The sequence below is a fragment of the Enterococcus sp. AAFC-DPL-6103 genome, from assembly GCF_058216595.1.
The window spans coordinates 2,281,493-2,295,518 of sequence record NZ_CM177102.1 but is presented as its reverse complement, the minus strand read 5'-3'; the positions used below and the strand labels follow the sequence as shown (position 1 = coordinate 2,295,518).

At 37.0% G+C, this 14,026-nt stretch carries 13 protein-coding genes; 9 read left to right on the top strand and 4 right to left on the bottom strand.

Translation table 11 applies throughout. From position 1 onward, the window contains the following. The first annotated feature begins 12 nt into the window (after positions 1–12). The 3 genes from AC4BC3_RS10900 (at position 13) to AC4BC3_RS10890 (ending at position 2,423) form a co-directional block, all read left to right on the top strand. Positions 13–807, top strand: coding sequence for a PTS mannose/fructose/sorbose/N-acetylgalactosamine transporter subunit IIC (locus tag AC4BC3_RS10900; RefSeq protein ID WP_206910234.1), 795 nt, complete (start codon positions 13–15; stop codon positions 805–807). Next, on the top strand, positions 794–1,600 hold the full coding sequence (locus tag AC4BC3_RS10895) for a PTS system mannose/fructose/sorbose family transporter subunit IID (RefSeq protein ID WP_206910232.1): 807 nt from the start codon (positions 794–796) through the stop codon (positions 1,598–1,600). Before AC4BC3_RS10900 ends, AC4BC3_RS10895 begins: the two co-directional genes overlap by 14 nt. Before the next feature lie 112 nt (positions 1,601–1,712). After that, positions 1,713–2,423 (top strand): MgtC/SapB family protein, encoded by a 711-nt coding sequence (locus AC4BC3_RS10890; RefSeq protein WP_067482927.1) that lies wholly within the window; start codon positions 1,713–1,715, stop codon positions 2,421–2,423. A gap of 205 nt (positions 2,424–2,628) precedes the next feature. Here the strand turns inward: AC4BC3_RS10890 and nrdF are convergent, their stop codons facing one another. The 3 genes from nrdF to nrdH all read right to left on the bottom strand — a co-directional run bounded on the left by nrdF (position 2,629) and on the right by nrdH (position 6,147). Further along, positions 2,629–3,594, bottom strand: a complete 966-nt coding sequence (nrdF, locus tag AC4BC3_RS10885) for a class 1b ribonucleoside-diphosphate reductase subunit beta (protein ID WP_206910230.1) — start codon at positions 3,592–3,594, stop codon at positions 2,629–2,631. Between the two features lie 44 nt (positions 3,595–3,638). After that, complete coding sequence (gene nrdE, locus AC4BC3_RS10880; RefSeq protein ID WP_490466498.1) at positions 3,639–5,798, bottom strand: class 1b ribonucleoside-diphosphate reductase subunit alpha; 2,160 nt, start codon at positions 5,796–5,798, stop codon at positions 3,639–3,641. 124 nt (positions 5,799–5,922) lie between these two features. Further along, positions 5,923–6,147, bottom strand: a complete 225-nt coding sequence (nrdH, locus tag AC4BC3_RS10875) for a glutaredoxin-like protein NrdH (protein WP_206910225.1) — start codon at positions 6,145–6,147, stop codon at positions 5,923–5,925. Between the two features lie 408 nt (positions 6,148–6,555). Between nrdH and AC4BC3_RS10870 the strand changes: the two genes are divergently transcribed. The 6 genes from AC4BC3_RS10870 (at position 6,556) to AC4BC3_RS10845 (ending at position 13,121) form a co-directional block, all read left to right on the top strand. Continuing rightward, positions 6,556–7,029, top strand: coding sequence for a FeoA family protein (locus tag AC4BC3_RS10870; RefSeq protein WP_206910223.1), 474 nt, complete (start codon positions 6,556–6,558; stop codon positions 7,027–7,029). Beyond that, positions 7,026–9,167, top strand: a complete 2,142-nt coding sequence (gene feoB, locus AC4BC3_RS10865) for a ferrous iron transport protein B (RefSeq protein WP_490466497.1) — start codon at positions 7,026–7,028, stop codon at positions 9,165–9,167. The genes AC4BC3_RS10870 and feoB overlap by 4 nt, the downstream gene beginning before the upstream one ends. A 1-nt stretch (position 9,168) precedes the next feature. Further along, entirely contained in the window at positions 9,169–9,306 is a 138-nt protein-coding gene (locus AC4BC3_RS10860) for a FeoB-associated Cys-rich membrane protein (protein ID WP_490466496.1), read from the top strand. A gap of 128 nt (positions 9,307–9,434) precedes the next feature. Further along, positions 9,435–10,067 (top strand): GntR family transcriptional regulator, encoded by a 633-nt coding sequence (locus tag AC4BC3_RS10855; RefSeq protein ID WP_206897622.1) that lies wholly within the window; start codon positions 9,435–9,437, stop codon positions 10,065–10,067. A gap of 140 nt (positions 10,068–10,207) precedes the next feature. Continuing rightward, positions 10,208–11,401: a quaternary amine ABC transporter ATP-binding protein gene (locus AC4BC3_RS10850; protein WP_490466495.1), complete on the top strand. Its 1,194-nt coding sequence runs from the start codon at positions 10,208–10,210 to the stop codon at positions 11,399–11,401. Next, the gene (locus AC4BC3_RS10845; protein ID WP_490466494.1) at positions 11,394–13,121 is read left to right on the top strand and encodes an ABC transporter permease/substrate binding protein; all 1,728 of its coding nucleotides are present in this window, start codon (positions 11,394–11,396) and stop codon (positions 13,119–13,121) included. Before AC4BC3_RS10850 ends, AC4BC3_RS10845 begins: the two co-directional genes overlap by 8 nt. Before the next feature lie 108 nt (positions 13,122–13,229). Here AC4BC3_RS10845 and AC4BC3_RS10840 read toward each other — a convergent pair whose 3' ends face one another. Further along, complete coding sequence (locus AC4BC3_RS10840; RefSeq protein ID WP_490466493.1) at positions 13,230–13,652, bottom strand: VOC family protein; 423 nt, start codon at positions 13,650–13,652, stop codon at positions 13,230–13,232. Positions 13,653–14,026: the final 374 nt, after the last annotated feature.

Here is a 14,026-nt window from a genome sequence, read left to right as displayed (position 1 = left end):
AGGAAGACAGCCATGCATTTAGAAATATATCAAATTATTCTTATTACTGTTTATGCTTTTATTGCCATTAATGATTCACTTATTTCAAATACACTAACGCAGCCAGCAATCGCCGGAATGATTTCAGGAATGATCATGGGGGATTTAAAAACGGGGTTAATGGTTGGCGGGACGCTTCAATTGATGCGTTTAGGTATCGCAGCATTCGGTGGCGCTTCAGTTCCTGATTACTTTACAGGAGCCGTGCTAGGAACTGCCTTTGCGGTGATTTCAGGAAAAGGAGCAGAGTATGGAATTGGATTAGCTGTTCCAGTTTCTTTATTGATGTTGCAACTTGATGTAGTAGCTCGTTTCTGTAATGTTTTCTTGTTACACCGTATTGATCGTGCAATTGATGAGATGAAAATTGGCCGAATTCCTCGACTTGTATTGTCTGGTTCTTTCTTATGGGGATTATCACGTGCGATTCCAATCCTGTTGATGTTACTTGTAGGTGACGCTGCAGTCTCAACAATTACTGAAAATACACCAGCTTGGTTGATGGATGGTCTAAAAACAGCTGGCGGTGTGTTACCAGTAGTTGGTATCGGAATCTTGCTACATTACCTTCCTACAAAACAATATATTCCTTATTTGCTTTTAGGTTTCTTTTTAGCTGCATATTTGCAAGTACCAATGTTAGGTATTTCAATTGTGGGTGTCATTGCAGCAATGATTGTCTTTAAACGTGATAGCGAAAAAGCAGCACGTGTTCAAACAGTAGCAAACACTGGAACTTTCGAGGGAGGATTTGATGGTGATGAATAATCAAAAACTAACAAAAAAAGAATTGAACGCAATTAGTTGGCGTTATATTTTAGGAAGTCAATTGAACTGGAACTATGAACGAATGATGAGTTCAGGTTATTTATATGGGATGTTGCCTGTTTTGAAAAAGTTTTATGGAGAAGATCCATTGGAACTACAAGATATGTTACGAACACATAACCAATTTTTTAATACAAATGCGATTTTTGGGAATTTGATTATGGGGATCGATGTTGCAATCGAAGAAGAAGATGGCTATCAAGCAAAAGATACGATCGTTGCGTTAAAGACAGCATTGATGGGTTCACTTGCAGGTGTAGGGGATTCACTATTCCATGTAATTTGGGGAACAATTTTTGGATCAATTGCAGGTACCTTAGCCCAAAGTGGTTCAATTGTTGGATGTGTTATCTGGGTCATCGCCAATATTGCTTTGCTATTTGGTCGAGCTGCTTTATTACCATTGGGCTATAAACAAGGGGTAAAATTAGTTACGACCTTAAAAGATAAGTTATCTGCTTTTACGAATGCGGCAACTGTCTTAGGAGTTACGGTTATTGGGGCATTGATTCCTTCCGTTGTGAAAGCAACTGTACCGTTTGTTTATAAAAAAGATGGCGTAGAACTAGTGATCCAAGATACATTGGATGCTATTTTACCTTCATTAGTACCAGTTTTATTAGTCTTGTTGACTTACTGGATGCTAGGCCACAAGAAATTAAATTCCACACGTGTCATCTGGATTATTTTGATTTTATCGATTGCGTTAAGTGCACTCGGAATTTTGGGCTAATCATAAAAAAGACATGATTGAAAAGAAGACGACCAAATCAATGAGTATTTGGTCGTCTTCTTTTTTCTTACCCATAAAAAATGTGCTATATTGAATGAGAGGAGATGGTGAGATGGCAGATATGGTATTAACGATTCCAGAAATCACTCTGCGTCTAGGATTGGCGATGTTATTTGGGGGTGCAATTGGTTTTGAAAGACAATATAAAAATCGTCCAGCAGGAATGCGCACGCATATTTTAGTTTGTATGGGCGCATGTATCATTGCTTTGATACAAGTCGAAATTGCTGGAGGAGCAGTGCAGGATGCAATGCAACATCCAGATCTTTCAGGCGTGATTCGTTCAGATGAAGCAAGATTGATTGCTCAAGTTGTTAGTGGAATCGGTTTTTTAGGTGCTGGAACGATCATTGTAACAAAGCGCTCGGTGACTGGTTTGACGACAGCGGCTTCTCTTTGGGCAGGAGCTGGCCTAGGAATTGCAATCGGGATGGGCTTTTATTCAATTGCAATCATCAGTTTCATTGGAGTGATGATTGCTTTGACAATGGTTAAGCGGATTATTCACGTTCCGACAACAAAAAAATTAGAGATCCAATTTATTCATCGACAGGAAACCAAAGATTTTTTGTCTGATTATTTTGAAGCGAGAAAAATTAAAATTGAAGATGTGAATTTTGATGTTAAATTTGTTGAAGATTATCGCATTTACACGAATATTTACACGATTGATTTACCCAAGGGAATGACTTACACGGATGTGATCGAGGAACTTTCCACATATAAAAATATTACTAAGTTACGCTTAGTTAGTCTTTCTTGACAACTAGGAACGTAAAAAATGTCTAAGACGTAATCATTTTGATTATGTCTTAGACATTTTTTTATGAATCAACAGCAGCTCAAAGGAAAATTTCCCAGAAAATAAGTCAAATGATTTTTGGTTTTCTAGAGCGAATAGTTGATGTGTTCCTTTCTTTTTAGCGAAAGAAAATGACCAAAAGATTCGATTAAAGAATGTCGAATGTTTATTCTAATCCAATTAAATAATCGTCATCTTTCATTGCTTCCACATGACCTAGTAAATAACCATTTCCGACTTGAGAGAAGAAATCATGGTTACTTGTACCAGTTGAGATCCCATTCATGACGATTGGATTGACATCATTTGCAGTATCTGGGAAAAGTGGATCCATCCCGAGATTCATCAATGCTTTATTTGCATTGTAGCGTAAGAAGGTTTTTACTTCCTCTGTCCAACCCATTTCATCATACAATTCTTCTGTATAACGTTCTTCATTTTCATACAATTCGTAAAGCAAATCGTACATCCAGTCTTTTAATTGTTCTTGTTCTGCTTCAGGTAACTCGTTGTAGCCAAGTTGGAATTTATAACCAATGTACGTTCCATGAACAGATTCATCGCGGATAATCAATTTGATGATTTCAGCAACGTTTGCTAATTTGTTATTTCCTAAATAATAAAGAGGTGTATAAAAACCAGAGTAAAAGAGGAATGTTTCTAAGAAAACACTCGCTACTTTTTTCTCTAAAGGTGTACCGTTTTTATAGATCTCATTGATACGTTCTGCTTTGCGTTGTAAATAGACGTTTGTATTAGTCCACTCAAAAATTTCTTCAATTTCTTTTTTTGTATTTAATGTACTGAAAATAGAAGAATAACTTTTTGCGTGAACCGACTCCATAAACTGAATATTGTTTAAAACAGCTTCTTCATGTGGTGTACGGACGTCATTTCGTAGCTGATCCATCCCGCTTTCTGATTGGACGGTATCAAGCAACGTCAAACCACCGAATACATGCCCAACGGTTTCTTTTTCTAGTTCAGAAAGTGTCCGCCAGTCGTCTAGATCGTTTGAAAGTGGGATACGAGTATCTAACCAAAACTGTTCCGTTAGTTTTTCCCAGGTAGACTTGTCAATAATATCTTCGATTTCATTCCAGTTAATTGCTTCATAATAAGTTTCTGACATGAGTTTACTCCTTTATTGATTGTCGTTTCTAAATTCTTGGCTTGTTAAATGACACAACTTTCACATTGATTGCTGCCAATTTCTTCTGCATCATCGGTAAAGGTACGTACATAGTAAATTGATTTCACACCTTTATGAAAGGCATAGTGACGTAAAATATTTAAATCACGTGTGGATTGCTTGCTACTTGTTTTCCATTCATATAAGCCTTCTGGAATTTCTGAACGCATAAATAAAGTTAAGCTCATTCCTTGATCAACGTGCTTTTGCGCAGTCGCATAAATGTCGATGACTTTACGCATATCCATATCGTAAGCAGAAGTATAGTAAGGAATCGTTTCATTTGAAAGATAAGGTGCAGGATAGTAAATTTTTCCGATTTTCTTTTCTTGGCGTTCTTCAATCATCCGCGTAATCGGATGGATACTTGCACTTGTATCATTAATGTAAGAAATTGAACCGTTTGGCGCTACCGCCAGACGATTTTGATGGTATAGGCCATCTTTCATAATCGCTTGTTTTAACTCTTCCCAATCTTGTGCAGTTGGGACGAAGATACCTTCAAATAATGCTTTTACTTTTTCCGATTTTGGTTGGAACTCGCCAGTGATATATTTGTCAAAGTAAGTACCATTCGCATAGTCTGATTTTTCAAAGTTGTGGAAAACTTCCTTACGTTCACGAGCAATTTGATTACTTTCAACTAATGTCCAGTAATTCAACAACATGAAATAGATATTGGTAAAGTCTAACGAATCTTCAGAACCATATTCCATTTGTTCTTTTGCAAAGTAAGTGTGTAAGCCCATTGCGCCTAGTCCAATGGTATGATTTAGTTTGTTTCCATTTTGGATTGGTGGCACAACATCAATATCAGAAGCATCTGTAATGTATGTTAGGGCACGAGTCATTGTTCGAATCGATTTTCCAAAGTCGGGACTATCCATCAAGTTAACAATATTCGTTGAACCTAGATTACATGAAATATCTGTTCCTAACACTTCGTACTCTTGCTTGCCATTGATAACAGAAGGTGTTTGGACTTGTAAGATTTCAGAACATAGATTACTCATGATGATTTTGCCGTCGATTGGGTTTTCACGGTTCGCTGTATCAATATTGATGATATAAGGATAACCAGATTCTTGTTGTAATTTTGAAATTTCATTTTCTAAATCACGTGCTTTGATTTTTTGTTTACGAATATTAGGATTTGCTACTAAGTTATCATATTCTTCCGTGATATCTACATAAGAAAATGGAACGCCGTATTCTTTTTCTACACTATAAGGACTAAATAAATACATTTCTTCGTTTTTACGAGTCAATTCATAGAACTTATCTGGAACAACAACACCAAGAGAAAGTGTTTTGACACGGATTTTTTCATCAGCATTTTCTTTTTTGGCAGATAAAAAGGCAACGATATCTGGGTGGAAAACGTTCAAATAAACCACACCAGCACCTTGACGTTGACCTAATTGATTTGAATAACTAAAGCTATCTTCGAATAATTTCATGACAGGAACGACACCACTAGCTGCTCCTTCATATCCTTTGATAGGGGCACCTGCTTCACGTAAGTTGGAAAGAGTAATCCCTACACCGCCACCAATACGAGATAATTGTAGAGCGGAGTTGATTGATCGCCCAATTGAATTCATATCATCAGTCACTTGTGTTAAGAAACAAGAAACTAACTCGCCACGACGTTTACGCCCAGCATTTAAGAATGAAGGAGTTGCGGGTTGGTAACGTTGATGGATCATTTCATCTGCTAAAGCTAATGCAAGTGCTTCATCACCATTTGCAAAGTATAAAGCATTGAAAGCTACACGATCTTCATAAGATTCAAGATAAGCAGAGCCATCATTTGTTTTTAACGCATATTGAGAATAAAATTTATAAGCTGCCATAAATGACTTAAAGGTAAAGTGTTGGTCTGCCAAAAATTGGTACAACTTTTCAATAAATTTATCAGAATATAATTGGATAAATTCTGCTTCGATATATTGATTTTCAATCAGATAATCGATTTTTTCTTTGATTGTTGGAAATGTCATTGTATTTGGTTGCACATTTTCCTCAAAAAAAGCTGCAAGAGCTTCTTTATCCTTGTTCAAAGGAATTTGACCGTTAACTGGTCGGTTAATCTCGTTGTTTAACTTAAAGTAACTGACATCTTTTAAATTTTTAAGACTCATAAGTACGCCCAACCTTCTTTTCTTTTTGTTTAGTTTTGGAGAATCGTGCTTTAAAAAAGGATTTGGGGCTTTTGGTCGAGCCGTCAAATCCAAGTGTGCTACCTATTTTTAGTTGATAGACAAATTAGCTAGCTAATTTGCGTAATTGATCTGGACGAAAGCCAATAACTGTTTCAATTTCAGAAGTTGTCACAGGGACGCTTTGGAATCCTTGTTCTTTCAACCAATTGATTGCTTCTGGTTTTTCATCGATATTTACTTCTTCAAAATCAATTTTATTATCAGCTAAAAAGCGTTTGACCATTTTACATTGCATACAGTTGTTTTTAGAAAAAATTTTTACGTTCATTCTTTCTGCCTCCTCATAACATATTCCGTCGTTATCTATAATCAATAGTATAAAACTCTTAGTAAAAAAGTCAATTAAGAAACACTATATATTGTGTTGTGGAAACTGTGGAATACTAAGTTTTGTGTTTTTTGAAAAACAATTGAAAGCAAGCATCAGTAAGGAAAAAACCATAATCAAGTAAAAAAAAGCTGTGGATAACCGCTTAAAAAGAATTTTTTTCCATCAAATTAAAATAATTTATAACGAAAGTGTAATCTTTCACAATGATAATTGACTTTCTCAATTGATGGAGTTATTCTTGTTGAGAATGATTATCAATCGTTAATATGTTCAATAAAAATAAATAGAAACAAAAAGAATGAAATCATTTCCCTACATGATTTTTTTCACAAGAAAGGATTTCGGATGGAAACTTTAGCACAAGCAAAACAGAATTTAGTTTACCAAATTGTCAAAATCCAGACAAAAGAGTCTGTCAAAAATCATTTACAAAATTTAGGAATCATTCCAGGAACCAAAATTGTTGTTGTGAATTTTTCAGGGGAAAATGCAATTCTACTATTAAAGAACAATCGAATTGCAGTCAATCGAGAATTATTAGCGCAAATCATTGTGAAGAAGCCAGAATCATTAGCTGAAGCTTGGACATCCCTTGATCAACTAACTGTTGGTGAAAGTGCGACAGTGGTTGCTATTCATGGGCAAGGTGCAGTGAAACGACGTTTAATGGATATGGGTGTGACTAAAAATGTTCGAGTTGTGATTCGGAAGTTAGCACCATTGGGCGATCCACTCGAGATTACTTTACGCGGATATGAATTAACATTGCGAAAAAAAGAAGCTGAATTGATTCTTGTTCAAAAGGAGCAAAGTGAATGAGTATTGAAGTTGCGTTAGTTGGTAATCCTAACAGTGGGAAGACAAGTCTATTCAATGCGCTGACGGGAGCCAATCAATATGTTGGAAATTGGCCAGGAGTGACAGTCGAAAAAAAATCAGGTAGCCTGAAAAAACATCCAGCCATTCATATTCAAGATTTACCCGGTATTTATTCTCTCTCACCGTACACACCTGAAGAAATGGTTGCCAGAGAGTATTTGATTCATGAACGTCCAGATGTTGTGTTGAATATCGTAGATGCGACGAATCTGGAAAGAAACCTCTATCTAACTACGCAGTTACTTGATTTAGAAATTCCAGTGGTTGTCTGTTTAAACATGATGGATGTGGTCAAAAAAGAAGGAAAAACAATTAATCTGGAAAAATTGTCTTATGGTTTAGGTGTGCCAGTTATTCCGATGAGTGTTGTCAAAAACCAAGGACTTGAGCGTGTTTCAAAGTTGTTAACTACTCGAGAAACTTTTACCATACCAGAACCGTGCGAGTACGATCCGCGATTGGAAGCAGCATTAAATGAAATTGAAGATGTCTTGCATTTTGATTTCACAATGAAAAACCAACGTTGGTATGCCTTGAAGTACTTTGAACGAGAAACATTAGCTAGTTCTGAATTAGTGTTAACAACGCAACAAACAAAAGAAATTGAAGAGCTGATCCAGTTAACAGAAAAAATTTTTGCAGAAGAAAGCGAAACGATTCTCGTCAATGAAAGATATGAATTTATCACACAGCTAACAGCTTTGAGTATGGTAACGGTTGACTCCTTCCAATATTCGTTAAGCGACAAAATTGATCGAATCGTAACGAATCGTTGGTTGGCGTTACCAATCTTTGCGCTAGTGATGTGGTTTATCTATTATTTAGCCATTCAAACAATTGGAACGATGGGCACGGACTGGATCAATGATACATTCTTTGGCTCATGGGTACCGGAAACAGTTGGAAGCTGGTTACAGGCTGCTCAAGTCGCAGACTGGATGCAACAACTCATTTTGAATGGAATCATTGCTGGTGTTGGTGCAGTGTTAGGCTTTTTACCACAACTGATGGTTCTGTTTCTCTGTTTAAGTTTTCTTGAGGACTGCGGGTATATGGCACGCATTGCTTTTGTGATGGATCGTTTGTTCCGCAAGTTTGGCTTGTCAGGTAAGTCGTTCATCCCGATGTTGATTGCGACGGGGTGTGGTGTACCGGGCGTGATGGCGAGTCGGACGATTGAGAATGAACAAGATCGTCGTTTAACGATTATGGTTACGACTTTCATGCCTTGTTCCGCAAAACTACCAATCATTGCATTGATTGCAGGCGCTTTTTTCCCACATTCTTCTTGGGTAGCACCGTCTGCTTACTTTTTGGGAATGAGTGCCATTATTTTATCTGGGATTGCGTTGAAAAAGACACGCTTATTTGCTGGCGAAACAGCCCCATTTATTATGGAATTACCTATGTACCATTTTCCGCAGCTTCAAACGATTTTGCGACAAACGTATGATCGCTGTAAATCATTTGTGAAAAAAGCAGGAACGATTATTTTTGTTTCAAGTATTGCTGTTTGGTTTTTATCTTCTTATAATTTCCGTGGTCAGTCAGTAGCGGAAACCCACAGTATTTTAGCTGGACTGGGAAGAATCATTGCACCTATTTTCCACCCACTTGGCTGGGGAAATTGGCAAGGGGCCGTTGCAACGATTACTGGGTTAGTAGCAAAAGAAAATGTGATTGGAACATTTGGTATTCTTTTCGGAAATACAGAAGTTTCCGAAAACGGACAAGAAATCTGGCAAGTTCTTCGTGGAACGTATACGCCAGTCGCAGCTTATTCGTTCCTTGCATTTAATTTGCTGTGTGCGCCATGTTTTGCTGCAATTGGCGCAATTCATCGTGAAATGGGTTCGAAAAAGTGGACATGGATTGCGATTGGTTATCAGTGTGGCTTAGCTTACTTAGTAAGTTTTATCATCTATCAAATTGGGCATGCGGTATTTGAAGGTGGATCTTTGTCAATCATGACTTATTTAGCTGGCTTCGTATGGATTGCTCTCGTGTATGGCATCATAAAAAAACCGATGGCACAGAAAGAATCTGTTGTGTCACTTTCATTGAAAGGAGAAAGATAAGATGGCAACATTTTTATTAAGTGTATTGATTTTTGGTAGTGCAGGCTATATTGTTTATTCTCGTGTGAAAAAAGGTAAAAATTGTGACGATTGTCATACTACTTGTCCAGTGAAAAAAGCATCCAGCGCTGAAAAATAAAAAAATTGAGTAAGAACTGATAAAAAGCTGAGGGAAGACATTCGTTTTACTTCAGCTTCTTTTGCTTATTTTAACCGAGCATAGTAAGATGAGTTTGACAAGATTCGAAAGGGAAGAGGAAAGAAGCCATGGCGGAAAAGAAAAAAGTTGTTCGTCCACGTTATCAACAAATTGCGGTGGACTTAGCGGAACGAATTGTGGAAAATCGTTACAAAGTTGGCGAAAAAATCCATGCCCGCTCAACCTTAGCAAGCACTTATAATGCCTCACCAGAAACGGCACGTAAAGCCATCAATGTTTTAGTTGATTTGGGAATCATGGAAGTTCGTCATGGTAGTGGTGCATTTGTTGCTTCCAAAGAAAAAGCAAAAGAATTTTTATTACAATATCAAGATGTACAATCCATTCAGGAGACCAAAGCAGATATTATGGCTAGTGTCGAAAAACAAAAAGAAGAGTTAGATCACTTTTCGCAACTTCTGGATCAATTAGTTAACCAAACAAAACGTATCCACAAAATGAATCCATTGTTACCATTTGAATTGCAATTAAGTAAAAATGCGGAACATTTGGATCAATCAATCAGTGAATTAAACATTTGGCAAGTCACTGGTGCGACAGTCATTGCGATCTCGCACGAAGAAGAACTACTCGTTTCTCCAGGCCCATACGCAAAATTTAGTGAAGGCGATACAGTTCACTTTATTGGAAATGAATATACGTTACAACGAATGATGAATTTTTTCTATCCAGAAGAATAAAAATGAGCAAAATGCAGAGCGGACAAGCGATTGTACGCTCTTTTTTCTTTTTTTGACAAAGTGACTACATGATGTTAATATTGTGTGGTCACTTTTTTCATGAAAAAAAATTGAAACTTGCGAAAAAAAGGAGAATTGGTTTGGCAAAAGTTGAAGTAAAAAAATTAACAAAAATTTTTGGTAAAAAGACACAAACCGCATTAGAAATGATGCAACAGCATCAACCAAAAACAGAAATTTTAAAGAAAACTGGTGCAACAGTTGGCGTATACGATGTGAATTTTGATGTGAAAGAAGGCGAAATTTTCGTCATCATGGGACTTTCAGGAAGTGGAAAGTCTACATTGATTCGATTATTGAATCGTCTGATTGAGCCAACTTCTGGGAATATTTATATTGATGGGGAAGATGTATCCCAATTAAATAAAGAAGAACTACGCGAAGTTCGTCGTCATAAAATCAACATGGTTTTTCAAAACTTTGGGTTGTTTCCACAACGAACGATTTTGGAAAATACGGAGTATGGATTAGAAGTTCGTGGCGTACCCAAAGAAGAACGCCAAAAAAAAGCAGAACAAGCGTTAGAAAATTCCGGTTTGTTTTCATTTAAAGATCAATATCCTAATCAATTATCTGGTGGGATGCAACAACGTGTTGGTCTAGCACGTGCGCTAGCAAATGATCCAGAAATTTTGCTGATGGACGAAGCTTTCTCTGCATTGGATCCATTGATTCGTCGTGAGATGCAAGATGAGCTACTTGAATTACAAGCTTCTGTTCAAAAAACAATTATTTTTATCACGCATGATCTAAACGAAGCTTTACGTATTGGGGATCGAATTGCTCTAATGAAAGATGGAGAGATTATGCAGATTGGAACAGGGGAAGAAATTTTAACAAACCCTGCCAACGAATATGTCCGTGAATTTGTGGAAGAAGTCGATCGTTCAAAAGTCTTGACTGCACAAAATATCATGGTACCAGCTTTAACAACAAATATTGAAGTTGATGGACCAAACGTTGCATTGACACGAATGCGCAGTGAAGAAGTAAGTATGCTGATGGCTGTTGATAAAAAACGTCACTTAAAAGGAATTATTACAGCTGAAAATGCTTTGGAAGCGCGTCGTCAAAAACGGCCATTGACTGATTTCTTGGATGAGAATGTAACGACCATTGATAAGGATATGTTAGTTAATGACATCTTTAATATTATTTATGATTCACCAACGCCACTAGCAGTTGTTGATAATGGCAAGTTACGAGGAGTTGTCATTCGTGGAAGTGTGATTGAAGCGTTGGCAGAAACAAGTGAGGTGAGTGAACATGAATAATTTATTAAACTATCAAATTCCTGTTGCTGATTGGGTAGAAACGATTACGGAATGGTTCACAACAACATTTTCGAGCTTATTTTCTTTCCTACAAACAATAGGACAAGCAATCATGACTGGGATAACAAATCTTTTATTGATTATTCCAGCACCAATTTTCATTTTACTATTAACAATAGTAGCTTTCTTTATTTCTAAAAAACGTCTAGGATTAACTTTATTTACACTGGTGGGTTTATGGTTTATCTATAATCAAGGTTTATGGACTGATTTGATGAATACGGTGACCCTTGTTTTATTATCAAGTGTGATTTCGATTATCATTGGTGTACCTTTAGGGATCTTAATGGCAAAAAGTGATAAAGCTCAGAGCATAATCAAACCGATTCTTGATTTTATGCAAACAATGCCTGGTTTTGTTTATTTAATTCCAGCAGTTGCCTTTTTCGGAATTGGAATGGTACCCGGTGTTTTCGCTTCTGTCATTTTTGCTTTACCGCCAACTGTTCGTTTTACGAATTTAGGTATTCGTCAAGTACCGAAAGAGTTAGTGGAAGCCTCTGATTCATTTGGGAGTACAGGCTGGCAAAAATTATTTAAATTAGAATTACCTTTAGCCAAAAATACTATTATGGCTGGTATCAACCAAACGACGATGCTTTCATTATCCATGGTTGTGATTGCTTCAATGATTGGTGCGCCTGGATTAGGACGTGGAGTGTTGTCCGCATTACAACGTGCACAAGTTGGGAACGGGTTCGTTAATGGTGTTGCTTTAGTTATTTTAGCGATTATCATTGACCGTTTCACACAACATTTGAATCAACCACGTACCAAAAAAGCAAGTGATCCTGCAGGTGTTAAAAGTAAAAAACGTCGTGGAGCAATCATCCTTGCAACAGCAGTTATCTTACTAGGTGCACTAGGTGTTGGTAGCGTCTTTTCAAGTAAAGAAACGAAGAAAATCAACTTATCTTATGTTGAATGGGATACAGAAGTGGCTTCAACGAATGTGGTAGGCGAAGTCTTACGCCAAATGGGGTATGATGTAACGATGACACCACTCGATAATTCAATCATGTGGGAATCAATAGCTAAGGGCGAATCAGATGGCATGGTTTCTGCGTGGTTACCAAAAACACATGGCTCACAATATGCTCAATACAAAGATCAAATTGTTGATTTAGGAGCAAATTTAAAAGGTGCAAAAGTTGGGTTAGTTGTTCCAGACTATATGGATGTGGACTCAATTGCTGATTTAACAAATCAAGCAAATAAAAAAATCATTGGGATCGAGCCTGGCGCTGGTGTAGTCAACGCCGCAGAAAATACAATCAACACATATGATAATTTAGCAGACTGGACGGTAGAAACCTCTTCATCCGGTGCAATGACAGTTGCTTTAGGACAAGCTATTAAGAAGAAAGAACCAATTGTGATTACTGGTTGGTCACCTCATTGGATGTTCGCAAAATATGAGTTGAAATATTTAGAAGATCCTAAAAATGGTATGGGTAGTGAAGAACAGATCCATACAATGGTTCGTAAAGGATTGAAAGAAGATCAAGCTGAAGCATATAAAGTATTGGACCAATTCAATTGGACGAAAGAAGACATGGAAGAAGTTATGCTAGAAATCAACAATGGAAAAGATCCGCAAGAAGCTGCAAAAACTTGGATTGAAAATAACCAAGATAAAGTAGCTAGCTGGAAAGCTTAACAGAAGTTGACAAAAAAGGAGTGCAGCCAGAATGGCTGTACTCCTTTTATTTTGTATGAGTAAGTCAGAAAAAACCAAAAAGAAAGTTACCTAGCGCAAGGCTGATAGCTAGTCTTCCTCTAAGGGAAGATTGACCATCCAATTGATTCCGTAGCGGTCAGTAAAAGTCCCGTAAAGTTTTGCCCAAAAGGTGGGTTCTAAAGGTATAGTAACTTCTCCGCCTTCACTTAATTGTTGGAAAAGTTGCTTGGTTTCTGTTGGAGTAGTCGTCTGAATGACTAAAGAAACATTATTGCCCATCACAACCGGAACAGACATACTTTCTGGCGTGTCGGAAAACATGACGCGTGTGCCATAAATCATCAGACTAGCATTTAAAACAAGCTCTTTTTGTTCTTCCGGGATAGAAAAATCAGGTGAACTAGGCATATCTCCAAAAGTTGTTAGATCGGTACAAGTGACGGAGAAGATTTTTTCGTAAAAACAGATGACTTCTTTTGCTTGATTGGTAAATGTCAAATAGATGTCCATGGTTGTTCCTCCTAAAGTTTTTTCCAGCGTAGAAGTTAGTTGGTTTACTAAGCTTACTTTGTTTTTAATGCTCAAATGACACAACGGACAACTGACCAAGTGACAGACTGTATTTCATACCTCAAAGCTTAAATGAGTTATTAATGGAAAGCAAACGTTACGCTGTTTGCTGGAAAAGGGAACAAAGAAAGCTTAAAAAAGTAGCGATTCAAATGGTAAATCTTATTGGATTAGAAGATTTACACTAATTTCATTCACTGGAACAGCTCGCTGAGAGAGGTCTTTCTACGATATAATATATATTTATTTGGGAAGAATAGCAGTAAAAAAGAGGAGGGGGAAACAGAGAAATAAAAATAGAAGCTTTAATGAAC

Bases quoted from the DNA above. Each gene is read 5' to 3' on its own strand.
- AC4BC3_RS10890 (WP_067482927.1), top strand. From the start codon at position 1,713: ATGGCAGATATGGTATTAACGATTCCAGAAATCACTCTGCGTCTAGGA.
- AC4BC3_RS10840 (WP_490466493.1), bottom strand. From the start codon at position 13,652: ATGGACATCTATTTGACATTTACCAATCAAGCAAAAGAAGTCATCTGT.
- nrdE (WP_490466498.1), bottom strand. From the start codon at position 5,798: ATGAGTCTTAAAAATTTAAAAGATGTCAGTTACTTTAAGTTAAACAAC.
- AC4BC3_RS10870 (WP_206910223.1), top strand. From the start codon at position 6,556: ATGGAAACTTTAGCACAAGCAAAACAGAATTTAGTTTACCAAATTGTC.
- AC4BC3_RS10855 (WP_206897622.1), top strand. From the start codon at position 9,435: ATGGCGGAAAAGAAAAAAGTTGTTCGTCCACGTTATCAACAAATTGCG.
- nrdF (WP_206910230.1), bottom strand. From the start codon at position 3,594: ATGTCAGAAACTTATTATGAAGCAATTAACTGGAATGAAATCGAAGAT.
- AC4BC3_RS10895 (WP_206910232.1), top strand. From the start codon at position 794: ATGGTGATGAATAATCAAAAACTAACAAAAAAAGAATTGAACGCAATT.
- feoB (WP_490466497.1), top strand. From the start codon at position 7,026: ATGAGTATTGAAGTTGCGTTAGTTGGTAATCCTAACAGTGGGAAGACA.
- nrdH (WP_206910225.1), bottom strand. From the start codon at position 6,147: ATGAACGTAAAAATTTTTTCTAAAAACAACTGTATGCAATGTAAAATG.
- AC4BC3_RS10845 (WP_490466494.1), top strand. From the start codon at position 11,394: ATGAATAATTTATTAAACTATCAAATTCCTGTTGCTGATTGGGTAGAA.
- AC4BC3_RS10860 (WP_490466496.1), top strand. From the start codon at position 9,169: ATGGCAACATTTTTATTAAGTGTATTGATTTTTGGTAGTGCAGGCTAT.
- AC4BC3_RS10900 (WP_206910234.1), top strand. From the start codon at position 13: ATGCATTTAGAAATATATCAAATTATTCTTATTACTGTTTATGCTTTT.